General features: G+C 68.1%; 14 protein-coding genes and 1 tRNA gene. 9 read left to right on the forward strand and 6 right to left on the reverse strand.

Annotation, left to right across the window (positions count from 1 at the left end; all coding sequences use genetic code 11):
• Nucleotides 1–85: 85 nt before the first annotated feature.
• Both MWN52_RS16245 and MWN52_RS16250 read right to left on the reverse strand, forming a co-directional pair.
• Nucleotides 86–301, reverse strand: coding sequence for a (2Fe-2S)-binding protein (locus MWN52_RS16245; protein ID WP_130516530.1), 216 nt, complete (start codon nucleotides 299–301; stop codon nucleotides 86–88).
• A gap of 66 nt (nucleotides 302–367) precedes the next feature.
• A complete protein-coding gene (locus MWN52_RS16250) occupies nucleotides 368–976 on the reverse strand; it encodes an RNA pyrophosphohydrolase (protein ID WP_286575525.1) in 609 nt (202 codons plus the stop codon).
• Between the two features lie 120 nt (nucleotides 977–1,096).
• Here MWN52_RS16250 and MWN52_RS16255 point away from each other — a divergent pair.
• Nucleotides 1,097–1,173, forward strand: a tRNA-Met gene (locus tag MWN52_RS16255).
• 180 nt (nucleotides 1,174–1,353) lie between these two features.
• On the opposite strand, the gene MWN52_RS16260 is transcribed toward MWN52_RS16255, so the two are convergent.
• Nucleotides 1,354–1,764 carry a winged helix-turn-helix transcriptional regulator gene (locus MWN52_RS16260; RefSeq protein ID WP_286575526.1) on the reverse strand — a complete coding sequence of 137 codons (411 nt, stop codon included), beginning with the start codon at nucleotides 1,762–1,764 and terminating at the stop codon, nucleotides 1,354–1,356.
• Between the two features lie 79 nt (nucleotides 1,765–1,843).
• On the opposite strand from MWN52_RS16260, the gene MWN52_RS16265 reads away from it, so the two are divergent.
• Nucleotides 1,844–2,566, forward strand: a complete 723-nt coding sequence (locus MWN52_RS16265) for an SDR family NAD(P)-dependent oxidoreductase (protein WP_286575527.1) — start codon at nucleotides 1,844–1,846, stop codon at nucleotides 2,564–2,566.
• A 130-nt stretch (nucleotides 2,567–2,696) separates the two neighbouring features.
• Here the strand turns inward: MWN52_RS16265 and MWN52_RS16270 are convergent, their stop codons facing one another.
• Nucleotides 2,697–3,092: a hypothetical protein gene (locus MWN52_RS16270; RefSeq protein ID WP_286575528.1), complete on the reverse strand. Its 396-nt coding sequence runs from the start codon at nucleotides 3,090–3,092 to the stop codon at nucleotides 2,697–2,699.
• Between the two features lie 199 nt (nucleotides 3,093–3,291).
• Between MWN52_RS16270 and MWN52_RS16275 the strand changes: the two genes are divergently transcribed.
• From MWN52_RS16275 to MWN52_RS16305, 7 genes are all read left to right on the forward strand, one after another.
• Complete coding sequence (locus MWN52_RS16275; RefSeq protein ID WP_286575529.1) at nucleotides 3,292–4,116, forward strand: universal stress protein; 825 nt, start codon at nucleotides 3,292–3,294, stop codon at nucleotides 4,114–4,116.
• 10 nt (nucleotides 4,117–4,126) lie between these two features.
• A complete protein-coding gene (locus MWN52_RS16280) occupies nucleotides 4,127–4,702 on the forward strand; it encodes a GNAT family N-acetyltransferase (RefSeq protein ID WP_286575530.1) in 576 nt (191 codons plus the stop codon).
• The gene (locus MWN52_RS16285) at nucleotides 4,696–5,538 is read left to right on the forward strand and encodes a universal stress protein (protein WP_286575531.1); all 843 of its coding nucleotides are present in this window, start codon (nucleotides 4,696–4,698) and stop codon (nucleotides 5,536–5,538) included. The genes MWN52_RS16280 and MWN52_RS16285 overlap by 7 nt, the downstream gene beginning before the upstream one ends.
• Nucleotides 5,539–5,567: 29 nt before the next feature.
• Nucleotides 5,568–6,272 carry a DUF2238 domain-containing protein gene (locus tag MWN52_RS16290; protein ID WP_286575533.1) on the forward strand — a complete coding sequence of 235 codons (705 nt, stop codon included), beginning with the start codon at nucleotides 5,568–5,570 and terminating at the stop codon, nucleotides 6,270–6,272.
• Nucleotides 6,269–6,826: a GNAT family N-acetyltransferase gene (locus MWN52_RS16295; RefSeq protein WP_286575535.1), complete on the forward strand. Its 558-nt coding sequence runs from the start codon at nucleotides 6,269–6,271 to the stop codon at nucleotides 6,824–6,826. Before MWN52_RS16290 ends, MWN52_RS16295 begins: the two co-directional genes overlap by 4 nt.
• Nucleotides 6,827–7,352: 526 nt before the next feature.
• On the forward strand, nucleotides 7,353–9,863 hold the full coding sequence (locus MWN52_RS16300) for a TonB-dependent receptor (RefSeq protein ID WP_286575536.1): 2,511 nt from the start codon (nucleotides 7,353–7,355) through the stop codon (nucleotides 9,861–9,863).
• A gap of 100 nt (nucleotides 9,864–9,963) precedes the next feature.
• On the forward strand, nucleotides 9,964–12,048 hold the full coding sequence (locus MWN52_RS16305) for a hypothetical protein (protein ID WP_286575538.1): 2,085 nt from the start codon (nucleotides 9,964–9,966) through the stop codon (nucleotides 12,046–12,048).
• Nucleotides 12,049–12,865: 817 nt separating this feature from the next.
• On the opposite strand, the gene cydX is transcribed toward MWN52_RS16305, so the two are convergent.
• On the reverse strand, nucleotides 12,866–12,967 hold the full coding sequence (cydX, locus tag MWN52_RS16310; protein WP_130516512.1) for a cytochrome bd-I oxidase subunit CydX: 102 nt from the start codon (nucleotides 12,965–12,967) through the stop codon (nucleotides 12,866–12,868).
• A gap of 27 nt (nucleotides 12,968–12,994) precedes the next feature.
• Entirely contained in the window at nucleotides 12,995–14,143 is a 1,149-nt protein-coding gene (gene cydB, locus MWN52_RS16315) for a cytochrome d ubiquinol oxidase subunit II (protein WP_130516510.1), read from the reverse strand.
• Between the last annotated feature and the right edge of the window lie 2 nt (nucleotides 14,144–14,145).

The raw sequence follows: 14,145 nt of genomic DNA on the forward strand, positions 1-14,145 counted from the left end.
TCGACGCGCAGGATAGCGACCGGCACGGGACCGTGAGGAAACGCGAATCGTGATCAGTCCCGCGCGCTGCGCGGGCGGTGCGCCCCTAGGCGGCGTTGGCCAGGGCGGCGCCCAGCAGCGGCAGCGGGAACCCCACGCTGGCGTGGTGCGCATCGAGCAGGTCGGCGGCCATGTCCAGGCAGCTGCCGCAGGTGCTGCCGGCGCCGGTGCGCATGGTCAGTTCGGACACGGTCCTGCAGCCGTTGGCGGCGGCTTCGCGGATCTGGTGGTCGGTGACCCCGTTGCAGATGCAGACGTACACGGCGATGGCGGGACGGCGGCGGGCCGGACCGGCCCGATGCCATTCAATCGCGGATGCGAATGATTGTCAATTTGCAGGCGTACCCGGGCCTGAACCCTCGCGGCGCCGGCCGGCCCGGGCGCGCGGACGCTGCGAACTGCGCGCCTGGCCTTCGCCCGGCCGCCGCTCCTGGCGCTGCTGCGGCACGGCCTGCGCGCCGGCCACGCCCCGCGCCATCGGCGCCAGATGCCCCAGCGCCCGTGCGTACACGCCGCGCTTGAACATCACCACATGCTCCATCGGGTACCAGAAGTCGACCCAGCGCCAGTGGTCGAACTCGGGCGTATCGGTCACGTCCAGGCGCACGTGGCGCTCCTCGCCGACCAGGCGCAGCAGGAACCAGACCTGCTTCTGGCCGATGCAGACATGCCGCTCGTTGCGGCGCACCGCACGCGGCGGCAGCCGGTAGCGCAGCCAGCCGGGGGTGGCGCCGAGGATCTCGACGTGTTCGGGCAGCAGCCCGGTCTCCTCGCGCAATTCGCGGTACATGGCTTCCACCGGCGTCTCGTCGGTGTTCATCCCGCCCTGCGGGAACTGCCAGCCGTCGCGGCGCACGCGGCGCGCCCAGAAGACCTTGCCTTCCGGATGCATGAGCACGATGCCGACGTTGGGTCGGTAACCGTCCGGATCGATCACGACGCGGACTCCTGAAAATCTACTGGGTCCGAATGTGCCACGCCCCGGCCGCAGCCTCAACCCGCCGCGCATCGATTGACAAGCCGTGGGCCGATGCCCAGAATTGCCGGTTCTTCGCGCGGCTATGTAGCTCAGCCGGTTAGAGCACAGCACTCATAATGCTGGGGTCGGTGGTTCGAGTCCACCCATAGCCACCAGATTTCCCTTGTGGAATCAGCGCGTTAGGAAGAACCCGCCCATCGGCGGGTTTTTTGTTGGGCGATGCCGATGCGAGGGGCACAGTCTGCTTCGGCAAGGTCGCCGGCTCATCGAAAATCAGGGCCGCGCTCGATGGTCTAGCCAGACCCTCCAGGCCTGTCGCGATCTGCGTCCGCAGCTCAAGCCTGCGCTTTCTGCTGCTGATCGAACCGCGCGCTGGCGGCGTCGAGTTCGCTGCCATGTTCGAGCGCCCAGGCGCATAACGCCTCGAACGGTTCGCGCAAGGCGTGTCCCTGGGGCGTGATCGCATATTCGACGCCGACGGGCGAGGTCGGCAGCACGGTTCTTGTCACCAGCCCGTTGCGTTCCAAGCGCTTCAACGCGTCGGCCAGCGCCTTGTGGGTGATGCCGTCCAGTCGACGCTTGATCTCGTTGAAGCGCGAGGGCTTCGGGCAGATCACGATCAGGATCAGGATCGTCCACTTATCCGCGATCTTGTCGAGCACGGGCCGGATCTGCGCCATCTGGGACAGCACCCTGCAGGACTGCGCGGCCAGCTCGGTATCGCCGCGTATATCTACGCTACTCATGGTGCGTTCTTGATACCAGATTTACTGCGTATACCTTAGCGCGCATCTCTTCCTGGGCAAGGCATGCGTGATGAATCGGATGGCAAACAAGGTCGCATTGGTCGTGGGTGGCGCGAAGGGCATCGGCTTGGCCATCGCAACGCGTCTGGCGGCGGAGGGGGCCACGGTGTTCATCACCGGCCGCGCGCAGGATCAGGTGGAGGCCGCCGTCTCCGTCATCGGCCATGACGCCCAGGGGCTGGTCGCCGATGCGAGCGCGCGTGAGGACCTGGATCGTGCGATCGCTGCGGTGCGGGAGCGCTGTGGGTCTCTGGACGCGCTGGTGCTGAATGCCGGCATCAGCGAGCCCGCGGCGCTGGGCGATGTCACCCAGGATCACTTCGACCGGCACTTCGCGGTCAACGTGAGAGGCGCGCTGCATGGCCTGCAGGCCGCCGTCGACACGCTGCGATCGGGTGCGGCGGTGGTCCTGGTGGGCTCGGTCGCCAGTTCGCTCGGCATCGCCAACTACGGCACCTATGCGGCGACCAAGGCGGCGCTGCGCTCCTATGCGCGGACCTGGGCGGCCGAGCTCGCGCCGCGTGGCATCCGCATCAACGTCGTGGCGCCGGGCCCCACGGACACCGAGATGATGGCGCGCGTGCCGGACGAGGTGCGCGCGTCGATCGTCGCGCCCATTCTGCTGGGGCGGATGGCCAAGCCGGAGGAAGTGGCTTCGGCGGCGCTGTTCCTGCTCAGCGATGAGGCGAGCTTCATCACCGGCGTGGAACTGTTCGTGGACGGGGGCATGGGACAGGTCTAGGGCGGACTTGGCCGGCGCGTGGGATCCGCTCTCCGCACCGTCGGCGCAGGGCGGCGCGGTGCGGAGCTGTCCTCGTCCTCGCCGATACGCCAGGTGTTAGCTGCGACCTGCCCAAGCGTCACACACCGCGTTATCGGTTCTTTCTCTCCGACGGTGCCAGGCGCGGATCACGCCGGCGCTGGAGTGGCAACAGACCGAGCCCGATCGATGCGCCCGCGCCGTGGGTTTCGCTTGTCAGTTCGACGCGCGCCTGCCGGACCACCTCGAGATAGTCGTCGTAGGCCACCAGGAATTCGCGCCAGCGCTTCACGTACTGACGCTTCTCGGCGGACTCCAGCGCAGCGAGCGAATAGCGCAGCTTCTCCAGATAACGGTGCACGCATCCGGCGACTTGCCGCGCGTCTTCCCGCGCGTCGGACCCTCTGGCTTCATAGAGTCCTACCACGACGTCGATGCCCTCGCGCGCCGCCGCTGCCACCGCGCAGGCAGCGTGACGTACCAGGGCGCGTCTTGCCAGTTCGATCATGGGGGCGTCCTCCAGGATGGGACGAGTCCATGCTGCTGATCGGACGAGGCCGGCACCTTGATCCAGATCAACCCGCGGCAGTCGGTAATCCGTATTTCAATCGCTTCTCCAGCGGCCTTCTTTGATCTGAATCAATGAGGCACCGCCTTGCCAGGCCGATGCTGCGCGCGCACCCGCAGATCAAGAGCAGGGAGGCCACATGGTCGAGATCCTCGTCGCGCTCACCAACACCGCGGGTGACCAGGCGGCCATGGCCCATGCCGCCGCGCTCGTCGAAGGGCGAAGCGGGCATCTCACGCTCGTGCAGCCGGTCGAACTCCCCGGGGCCGCGATGGGCGCGCTGGGCAGCGACCCGATCACGCGCATGCAGCCTGCGGTCATGCAGGCCTTGCGCGATATGGACAGCAGCACGCGTTCGCTGCGCTCGGCCGCAGCCAGGCTGCGCGTTCCCTACGACATCGAGGTCGAGGACGGGAGCAAGGACATTCCGTTGAACGCGATCGCCCAGCGCGCGCAGTTGTTCGATTTCGCCGCGGTGACCTGCGGTGGGGAACGGCGTTCACAGCGGCGCAAGCAGCACGCGACGTTCTCCGCCATTGCGTTCGGCTCGGGCCGGCCGGTGCTGGCCGTCCCGGCCAGGATGCCCTTGCCGGCGCCCTTGCGCCACGCGGTGCTGGCCTGGAATGGCGCGCAGGAATCGGCGCGGGCCATCCATGACTTCTGCGCGCTGGTGCCGTGCGATCGCGCGTCGATCGTCGCGGTCGCCCCGAGCGGCCGGACCAGCGAGGCCGGTCATCTGCTTGCCGAGTTCCTGGTGCGCAAGGGCCGGCGTGCGGCCTTCCACGAGGCCCAGGCGCAGGGCCGCCCGATCAGCGATGTCCTCGCCGACTACGCCCTCGAGGCCGGCGCGGATCTTCTGGTGTGCGGCGCCTACGGACATTCCAGGGCCAGGGAATGGATGCTGGGTGGCACCACCCGCGATCTGCTCGACCGCTCCCACATTCCGGTGTTCTTCTCCAGATGAGGCGACGACCATGCAAGCCGCTGCGTTCACCCCTACAGACAGCGCGACCTGGTCCGGACCGGTTCGCGACCTGCGGCATGTGGTCGTCCGCGACGGCACCGACGCCGACGCAGCCGCAGTCCGGTCCCTGATCGAAGAGGCAGGGCAGCAGCGTGAGGTCCTGTGGATGCTGGGCGGGATCCCGTCGCGATGGCCGCACCGCGACGGCGATGCGGCAGGCATGGCCAACACCGCGCAGACGCAAAGACTGATCGCCGAGACGCGGATCGATGGCCGGGACGTGGCCGTCGGCATCGCGCGCTTTCGGATCGTCGCGAACCGACGGCGCTGCGAGTGCTGCCTTCTGGTCAAGCCTGACTGGCGACGGCAAGGCCTCGAGGAGATGCTGATGGCGCTGCTGATCGCCAAGGCGCGCAGCGCAGGACTCAGGCGACTCGTCGCCTTCGCCGACGCGGAGGACGAGGCCGTGAACACGCTCTCGCACGGACTCGGCATGCGCACGCATCGCCTCGGCAGTCGCCCCGACGATCTGCTGCACACCCTGGACCTGTGCGATCGAACCCAACCGAGGAGACGAACATGTTGAAGAACATCCTGGTTCCTCTGACCGACACCGCGGGAGACAACGACACGCTCTCGGTCGCCATCAAGCTCGCTCAGTCCTACGATGCACAGGTGCGCGCGGCGGAGATCTGCGATCTTCCCTTGCCCACCGAGGGCCCGTGGGATCTGATACCGACCCAGGCGTTGACGGCGGCGGAGAACGCCGTGCGCAGTCTGGCCAGCAACCGCGCCGAGCTGGTGCGTGGACGCGTGGCCGGGCACACCAACCACGTGACCGTCGAAGTGTGGGAAGCCAATACCGATTACCCGTCCGCCGTCGCGGCCCTGCTGGCGCAGGCGGCGGACCTGTGCGTGCTTCCCGGCTGGGCCGGGCTGGCCAAGCCGGCCCCGCAGCTGAAACGCTTCTTCAATGCGGTGCTGTTCCAGTCCGGCACGCCCATCCTGCTCGTCCCGCCGCGCTGCAAGCATCCGCTTCCCCCTGAGCGCGCGTTGGTCGCGTGGAACGGCTCGCCCAACGCCAGACGGGCGCTCAGCGGCGCGCTTCCGCTCCTGCGACGCGCCGAGCAGGTGCATGTCGTCGAGATCGATCCGCCGCTGGAGGGTCTACGCGCGGATGAGGCCCTGCGACAGGCGTTTGCCGATCATCTCGAGCGACATGGCATCGAGACCGCCTTCGCGACGCTGGGCAGCAAAGCGAACAGTTGCAGCGAAGTGGTGCTCTCCCATGCCAGGAAGGTCGATGCGCAACTGCTCGTCATGGGGGGCTACGGCCATTCCAGACTGCGGGAATGGTCGCTTGGCGGCATGACCCGCGACGTGCTGGCGGCCAGTTCGCTCCCTGTGCTGGTGGCCCATTAGCGGGCAGCGTCGCGAAGATGACCTCGTCCATGACGATGACCGCGGCCGACCTGGCATCCAGACAACGCGTCCGCGTCAGGCAGCGGGTCGGCTATGGATGTCTGGCGGTGTACGGCGTCGCCTGGTTGCTCGCCGGCGTCCACCCCTGGCACCCGCGCGACTGGCTGCTCGAGAACCTGCTGGTCGTCCTGTCGCTCCCCTGCCTGATCTTGCTGCAGCGAGGCCGCGCCTGGGGCATCGGCACCAATGCGGCGCTGCTCGCCTTCTTCCTGCTGCACAGCATCGGGGCGCACTACACCTATGCGCAGGTGCCCTACCGGCAGCTCGCGCATGCCCTGTTCCAGTTGCCGCTCGATCCGGCGGGCATGGCTGGCCGCAATCACTACGATCGCCTCGTGCATTTCATGTACGGCCTGCTGGTACAGCCCGCGGTCCGCGCGCTGCTTCGCGCGATCCCCATGAGGGTCTGGATCCGCGAGCTGGCCTGCATCCAGTGCATCGTCGCGACCTCCGCTCTTTACGAGCTGATCGAGTGGGCGGCCGTGCTGATCGCCGCGCCGGATCTGGGCGCGGCCTATCTGGGGACGCAGGGCGATGTCTGGGACGCGCACAAGGACATGCTTCTCGCGCTCATTGGCGCCTGTCTGAATTCCGCCCTGTATCTGGGTGCGAGGGTGGTTCAGGCAAGGACGGCAAACAGGCGCCGACCCGCCCCTCCTAAGGACCTGCCATGACGACCGAGCCGATCGGTGCCGATCGCTATCTCTGCCCGGACTTTCCGGTGACGACGTGCGCGCTGCGCGATGGCCGCGTGGTCACCATCCGGCCGTTGGGCGTTCGCGATGGGGACGCGGAGCTCGCCTTCCTGCGCGCGCTCTTTCCGGCAGCCAGCCGGAATCGTCTCCTGGGGTTGCCGCTTTCCCCAGACGCTGCCATGGCCCCGGATCTGCTCGATGCCGATGGCGTGAGTCGCGTGGTGCTCGGCGGCTTCGTCGGGGATCGCCTCTGTGGCGTGGCCCAGTACGGCGTCGACGGCCCGGACAGGATCTGCTGCGAGATCGCGACGGTGGTGGACCCCGCCTTCCATGACTCGGGGCTTGCCGAGGCGCTGCTCGAGCAACTGATCCACCTCGCCAAGGCCCGCGGTCTCCACCATCTGTATGCCCTGGCGCTTGCCGCGGACCACGAGGCGGCGCGACTGCTGCACTGGTTCGGCTTCCAGGCCAGCCCGGTGCCTGGCGATGCGACGCTGCTCAGATTCTGTCGGCCCGCAGATCCCGGCGCCTGAGGCGACGGTCGTTGGCCCGGCATCAGGGTGAGCGCTCCCGATGTGCCGGTCCTCGAGCGCTGTCCTGGCGATCTCCACAATGCCTGGGCTGCGATGCAGGCCGTCCGATCGGACGCACGCAGGCAAGCGGCCGCGCCGAGGCCCCCGATGGCGCGTTGGACAGCGACGGACAGCCCTGCGGTCATCGCCTGTCCCGCGCGCGCCACGCCGTGTTGCGCCGCAACGCCCGCCTGTTCGATGCGCGCCATCGCGTTCGATAGCAGCAAAAGCAAAATCCCGGAAAATCAAGGCGATTCCGCGCATCCTCGGCGATGACAGCGCAGGACATGAGGACACTGTGAGTGCCGTCTCCTCGGGCAATTTGACACCTTTGTAAGCGCGTCCCTACCGTGCCGCGCATCGCGTGCGCGATGGGCTGTTGCCGGCTGCAGGAGGGGCGCTGGCAACGGAGGCAGACAGCGTCGCGCATGCGTGTCCGTGCTGTCTTTAGAACGACGTGGAACCACATTCTCCGGGGAGGGGAACCATGCAACGCATCTGGTTGACGCGCTATGCGCTCTCGGCGGCGATCGCCGCCAGTCTCAACGCCACCGCCTTCGCGCAGGAAGCCGCGACCGCTCCACAGACACCGACGCCCGCGCCGGCGTCCAAGGACAACGCCACCACGCTGGACACCGTGGTGGTCTCGGGTACCGCCCAGGCCGGCGGCGTGAAGAAGCTGGAGGCCAGCTTCAACATCGTCACGGCCAACGCCGAGCAGATCAAGCAAGCCAATCCCAAGAGCACGGCCGATCTGCTCAAGATCTCGCCGGGCATGTGGCCGGAAAGCAGCGGTGGCCAGACCGGCGCCAACATCGAGATCGCCGGCTTCCCCGGCGGCGGCGATGCGCCGTACTTCTCCACGCTGTTGATGGGCTCGCCGCTGTACGGCATGCCGACGCTGTCGTTCTTCGAGACCACCTCGATGTTCCGCCTGGACGACACGGTGGAGGCCGTGGAAATCCTGCAGGGCGGCCCGTCGGTGGTGTTCGCCGATGGCCAGATGGGCGCCTCGGCCAACTTCTTCCTCAAGACCGGCACCGACGTGCCCTCCGGCAGCATCGGGGTGACCTACGGCAACGAGGGACTGTGGCGGCTGGATGGCTTCTCCGGCTTCAAGCTGGCCGACAGCTGGTACGGCAGCGTGGGCGGCTTCTGGCGCGAGTCCGACGGCGTGCGCGACCCGCAGTTCAAGGCCGACAAGGGCGGCCAGCTGACCGCCACGCTGTCGCACGAGACCGACGCGGGCAAGTTCACCCTGTACAGCCGCTACCTCAACGACAAGAACCAGTTCATCACCCCGATCCCGCTGATCCAGCGCGGCACCGACAGCTTCAGCGCCTATCCGGGCTTCGACCCGCTGAAGGACACGTACTACAGCAAGGCCATGCAGCACGTGTACCTGCCCAGCTATCCCAACGGCGGTACCAACGCCGACCTGGCCGACGGGCGCGGCGCGAAGATGTTCTTCCTGGGCGGCAACTTCGACTATCAGCTGGAGAACGGCTGGTCGATCAGCGACCGCTTCCTGTTCGATGCCGGCGACATGGACACCAATGCGCTGTTCTCGGGCAACAACCCGGCCAGCCTGGCGGACATGCTCTACAACCCGAACACGCCCGGCGGCTTCAACCTGCCGGCCGGTTCGGCCACCGCCACCTACACCACCACCGGTGGCGCGGTGCCGCTGGACCAGAGCGTGATCCAGCAGGGCTGGTGGCATATCCACAAGCACCTGAAGAGCTTCAACAACGACTTCCGCCTGAGCCGCGAGCTGTTCGAAGGCAACACGCTGACCGTCGGCCTGTACTACGCGCACTACACGATGGCCGACAAGTGGTCGCTGGGCAACCAGATGCTGATGACCAACACGCCCAACGCCACGCCGATCGCGGTCACCTACGTCAATGGCGGGCAGACCTACTACCGCACCGACGGCCAGGGCTTCGCCGATTTCGGCGGCTACCACATCGCCCAGCGCGGCAGCGCCACCAACAAGGCGATCTACGTGTCCGACGCGTGGCGCGTGGGCAACTGGCTGCTGGACCTGTCCGGGCGTCTTGAGAACCAGGACGCCAAGAGCGATGTGTGCAACATGACCAACCAGGACCTGGATGGCAATCCGCGCACGCTGTACGACAACGCCGTGCCGGTGTGCAACGGCACCTACGCGCACAACGAGTACGACAAGACCCATCCCTCGTGGACGGCCGGCGCCAACTACAGCTTCAACGAGCACACCTCGGCCTACGGACGCGTCAACACCGGCGGGCACTTCCTGGACTTCGACAACGGCATCCGCGGGACCACCAACGACGACTACCCGCCGCTGCAGAAGATCCGCAACTACGAAGTCGGCTTCAAGTACCAGTCGCCGCTGGTGTACGTGGACCTGAGCGCCTACCACCGCGTCTTCACCGGCCTGCAATACCAGCCGACCAATGGCCTGGGCACGCCGGTGGGCGACCGCTCGATCTACGGCTCCAAGTCCAACGGCGTGAACCTGATGGGTGCGCTGACCCCGGTGGAGAACCTGCGCCTGCAGGTGGTGGCCAACTACCTGGACGGCGAATACACCGACTACAACGCCTGCTTCCAGTACACCGACATCAACGGCAAGAACGCCTGCGCGCCGATCGAAGGTAAGCAGCTGCAGCGCCAGCCGAAGTTCCGCGGCATGTTCACGCCCAGCTACCGCTTCGTGACCGCCTGGGGCGACATCCTGCCGTACGTCACCTACACCTATGTGGGCGATCACACGCAGGATCAGTCGGGCCTGCAGCAGCTGGGCTCGTACCACACGGTGGACTTCGGCGTGACCAGCAACATCGGCGATCACTGGCAGTTGAACCTGCGCGGCACCAACATGACCAACGAGCTGGGGCTGACCGAGTCGAACTCGCGCATCTTCGGCAATGCGGCCAGTGCCGGCGGCGTGCTGCTGGCCCGTCCGCTGGAGGGTCGCGAGGTCAACTTCCAGGCCAAGTACCTGTGGTGATCCGCAGGCGCGCCGTCTGGTGACACAGGCAATGCACAGGACAACGCCCGGGATCTGCCCGGGCGTTGTCGTTGACGACTTCTTGAAAGGGAACGATCACATGCACCAGCCATCGCGCCGTCCACGGCCATCGACCGCGCCACGCCTGCGGGCCGCACTGGGCAGGACCTGGAGAGGCCTGGCGATCGCCGGCTTGCTGACCGCGCTCGCCCCGTCCGCGGCCAGCGCACAGGCACTGCAGTTCCGCATCGACGAGGGCAGCACCACCAACGCCTTCTATCAGCATGGGCCGGTGGCGGCGCATGTGCTGGCCACCAGCGGCACGCGTCCGCGTCTGCTGGTCGCATTCCCGGCCGGCAACAGCGGCGTGGCGGTGTGGTTCGCGCCGACCACGGCGCCGGTGCAATGGACGCTGCAGTCGGTGCGGCCACAGGCGTCGGGCGATGATCCGGCGATGCACGGCATCGTGGCCGAGCTCGAACTGCGCGGCGGTCCGCTGACGCTGGACAAGGCGGCGCTGGGCAGCATCCGCGTGCTGCGCGATGTGCAGCTGGGCCAGCCCATCCCCGCGCAGGTGGCCACCGAGGCGAAGGTCGCCGCGCAAAGCGTCAGCTGGGCGCGGCGCCGGCTCGACGATGCGCCAGGCTACCGCGTCGCGCTGGAGATCACCCAGGGTCGCGTCGTCTCCCGGGCCGGCGCGATCACGCTGGAACCGGAGCGCGCCGGCGGCACCGTGCACGTGCGCCTGCTCGCCTCGACCGGCGAGACGCCGCTGACCCCGCTCGCCAGCGGCCAGCTGCTCAACGCCAAGGCCGCATCCGATGCGCGCATGCGCAACGCGCTGCAGTTCCTGAGCTATCGCGAGAAGTTCCTCGCCGGCTCGTGGCGCTTCGACACCTACTTCGGCCGCGACACGCTGATGTCCACGCGCCTGCTGATGCCCGTGCTGCAGCCGGCGGCGGTCGAAGCCGGCCTGGGCGCGGTGCTGGCGCGCCTGTCGCCACAGGGCGAAGTCGCGCACGAAGAGGACATCGGCGAATTCGCCATCCTGCGCCACCTGGCCGGCGACGGCACGCGCTCGGACGCGCCGATCTACGACTACGGCATGATCGACGGCGACTACATGCTGGCGCCGGTGATGGCGGCCTGGCTGGTCGAGGACCCGCGCGGCCAGGCCCGCGCCCGCGCGTTTCTCGCCGCACGCAACGACCTGCAGCACAGCAGCAACGCCCAGGCGCTGCTGCGCAACCTGCTGCATGTGGCGCGCAACAGCGAGGCCTTCGCCGCGGCGCCGACCTTCGATCATCTGCTGTCGCTCAAGCCCGGGCGCATGACTGGCCAGTGGCGCGACAGCGAGGAAGGCCTGGGCCGCGGCCGCTACCCCTACGATGTCAACGTAGTCTGGATGCCAGCCGCGCTGCGCGCGATCGGCGCCTTCGTCGACAGCGGCCTGCTGGACGGCGTCGCCAGCGACGCGCAGCGCCAGGCCCTGCGCGCGGCCACGGCACGCGCCGATGCCTGGGAACGTCAGGCGCGCGCGCTGTTCGAAGTGCGCCTGGATGCCACGCAGGCCGACGCCGCGCTGCGCGCCTATGCGCAGCAGCTCGGCGTACCGGTCGAGCCGGCCCTGGCCTCGCTCGCCGGCGCCGGGCTGGCGTTCCCGGCGCTGTCGCTGGACGCGGACGGGCACGCCGTGCCGGTGCTGCATTCGGATGTGGGCTTCGGGCTGCTGTTCGGCCGGCCCGATCCGGACACGCTGGCGCGCGACGTGGCCGCGGTGATGCGCCCCTTCCCGGCCGGGCTGATCACCGACGTGGGCATGGTGGTCGCGAACCCGGGCTTCGCCGACCAGGCGGCCTGGGGTCGCCTGGGGCCGCAGGCCTACCACGGCACCGTGGTGTGGGCCTGGCAGCAGGCGGTGATGCTGGCCGGGCTGCGCCGCCAGCTGGCGCGCGATGACCTGCCTGCACCCGTGCGCGCCCAGCTGCAGCAGGCGCAGGCGCGCTTGCAGCAGCTGATCAAGGCGGCCGGCGAGGTGCGCACCTCCGAGCTGTGGTCCTGGCGCTGGGAGCAGGGGCGCTATCGCATCGAGCCCTTCGGCGCACAGGGCGCGCACGAGGACGAATCCAACGCCGCACAGCTGTGGAGCACGGTGTTCCTGGCCGACCCGGGCACACACAATTAAACGAGTCCGGCGCCGCATACGTCCGGCCGGCGACCGAGAAAAGGACAGGTGCTCTGCCGGGGTGCGCGACGCGAATCAGTTGAGGACATGAGAGGCGGACCGGCGAGCCGACTTCGCCCACCAGCCTCGACGCAGCCGGGCGCCGATCCTTGGCTAACCTCCATGGCCGATGCCTGGAATTGACCGAGGCTCGCGCATTGGTGGGAGCCGCCACGGCGGCGATGAGGCTCTACCGGTAAAGCCCCATCGCCGCCGTTGGCCGAAAAGGCCACAAGGGCGGCTCCCGCGGGGGTTGCGTCGGTCATCCGCGGGGACCATGCGCGCCCGCGCGTCGTCACAAGACGTCCAGTCCGCTCTGCCCCACGCCCGGTCGGCGCGAGGCCCGGTGAGCGGAAAGATCAGAATTCCTCCCAATTCGAAGGCACTGAGCAAGCGCTCTGCCCCCTCCCTTTCGCCGCAGGCGAAGGGGAGGGCTGGGGAGGGGTCGGGGCTTTACCGGGCAAGCCACAGAAGCAAAGAGCAAAAGCACCCCACCCCCGCCCTCCCCTGCGCTGCGCGCAAGGGAGGGGGCTCGAATCGAAGTCCTGTGACTTGACGCGCGAGGCAGCGGGCCGGCGGGCGGTGGCCGCGACGAGCGAGGCAGGAAGCCGAGCGCCCGAATCAGGACAGAATGCCCTGATTGAGGGAAAAGCGGACACCGCCCGCCGGACCGATGCCCCTCCGAAGCCAGCGACCAAGCGTCCGATCCGTCGATCACGAGAAGAGCTAAAACCAAAGCCCGCCGCACGGCGGGCTTCGCGTCATCGAGCGCCAAGGATCAGCGCTTGCGCGCATCCTCGCGCATCTCGAACCACATGCCGTTGAGGATGGCGAAGAAGCAGGCCAGGCTCACGCCGAGGATCCAGGAGAAGTACCACATCGTCGTTGCTCCTAAGGTTGAGCGCCGTCAGTAGGCGTTGGGGTTGCGGGTCAGGGCGTCGTCGCCGACCTTGCCGCGCAGCACGCGGTAGACCCAGGCGGTGTAGGCCAGGATGATCGGCAGGAACACCGCCGTGGCCAGCAGCATGATGAACAGCGTCATGTGACTGGACGAGGCATCCCACAGGGTCAGGCTGGAACGCGGATCCAGCGAGGACGGCAGCATGAAGGGAAACACCGCCACGCCCTCGGTCAGGATGATCGCCGCGATGCCCACCGCCGAGGCGAGGAACGAAGGCACCTCGCGCCCGGCGCGCAGCAGCGCCGCGCAGGCCAGGAAGGCGGCCACGCCCAGCACCGGGAAGATCCAGGTCCACGGCATGGCGTGGTAGTTGCTCATCCAGGCCCCGGCGGCCACCTCCACCTGCTTGGCCAAAGGATTGGACGGGCCGGCATGATCGAGCGCGCCGACGAGCTGATAGCCCTTGACGCCCAGCGCCAGCCACACGCCGGCCAGCGCGAACAGCACCGCCGTGGCCAGCGCGGTCAGGCTGCCCAGGCGACGGGCGCGGGCCTGGATCTCGCCGCTGGTCTTGATCACCAGCATGCCCGCGCCGTGCGTGGCCAGCATCGCCACGCTGACCAGGCCACACAGCACCGGGAAGGGCATCAGCAGACCGAACAGATCGCCTTCGTAGATCGTGCGCAGCGACTCGTCGAAGCGGAACGGCGCGCCGACCAGCACATTGCCCATCGCCACGCCGAACACCAGCGCCGGCACCAGCCCGGCGGCGAACAGCACCCAGTCCCAGGTCGCGCGCCAGGCCGGCTTCTCCAGCTTGCTGCGGAACTTGAAGCCGACCGGCCGCAGGATCAGCGCCATCAGGATCAGGATCATCGCCAGGTAGAAGCCGGAGAAGCTGACCGCGTACAGCGCCGGGAACGCGGCGAAGATCGCGCCGCCGCCCAGGATCAGCCACACCTGGTTGCCTTCCCACACCGGGCCGACCACGTTGATGACCAGCCGGCGCTCCTGATCGGTGCGCGCCACGCCGGGCAGCAGCGTGGCCACGCCCAGGTCGAAGCCATCCATGACCGCAAAGCCGATCAGCAGGATGCCCAGCAACAGCCACCAGATGAAGCGCAGGGTTTCGTAATTAAGCGGAATCGTGTCCATGA

The sequence above is a fragment of the Pseudoxanthomonas winnipegensis genome, from assembly GCF_030322905.1.
In the GTDB taxonomy this organism is placed as follows: domain Bacteria; phylum Pseudomonadota; class Gammaproteobacteria; order Xanthomonadales; family Xanthomonadaceae; genus Pseudoxanthomonas_A; species Pseudoxanthomonas_A winnipegensis.

Excerpts from the sequence above, each read along its gene's own strand:
- MWN52_RS16285 (WP_286575531.1), top strand. The coding sequence starts at position 4,696 with ATGTTGAAGAACATCCTGGTTCCTCTGACCGACACCGCGGGAGACAAC.
- MWN52_RS16290 (WP_286575533.1), top strand. The coding sequence starts at position 5,568 with ATGACGATGACCGCGGCCGACCTGGCATCCAGACAACGCGTCCGCGTC.
- MWN52_RS16305 (WP_286575538.1), top strand. The coding sequence starts at position 9,964 with ATGCACCAGCCATCGCGCCGTCCACGGCCATCGACCGCGCCACGCCTG.
- MWN52_RS16260 (WP_286575526.1), bottom strand. The coding sequence starts at position 1,764 with ATGAGTAGCGTAGATATACGCGGCGATACCGAGCTGGCCGCGCAGTCC.
- MWN52_RS16270 (WP_286575528.1), bottom strand. The coding sequence starts at position 3,092 with ATGATCGAACTGGCAAGACGCGCCCTGGTACGTCACGCTGCCTGCGCG.
- cydX (WP_130516512.1), bottom strand. The coding sequence starts at position 12,967 with ATGTGGTACTTCTCCTGGATCCTCGGCGTGAGCCTGGCCTGCTTCTTC.
- MWN52_RS16275 (WP_286575529.1), top strand. The coding sequence starts at position 3,292 with ATGGTCGAGATCCTCGTCGCGCTCACCAACACCGCGGGTGACCAGGCG.
- MWN52_RS16295 (WP_286575535.1), top strand. The coding sequence starts at position 6,269 with ATGACGACCGAGCCGATCGGTGCCGATCGCTATCTCTGCCCGGACTTT.
- cydB (WP_130516510.1), bottom strand. The coding sequence starts at position 14,143 with ATGGACACGATTCCGCTTAATTACGAAACCCTGCGCTTCATCTGGTGG.
- MWN52_RS16280 (WP_286575530.1), top strand. The coding sequence starts at position 4,127 with ATGCAAGCCGCTGCGTTCACCCCTACAGACAGCGCGACCTGGTCCGGA.
- MWN52_RS16300 (WP_286575536.1), top strand. The coding sequence starts at position 7,353 with ATGCAACGCATCTGGTTGACGCGCTATGCGCTCTCGGCGGCGATCGCC.
- MWN52_RS16265 (WP_286575527.1), top strand. The coding sequence starts at position 1,844 with ATGGCAAACAAGGTCGCATTGGTCGTGGGTGGCGCGAAGGGCATCGGC.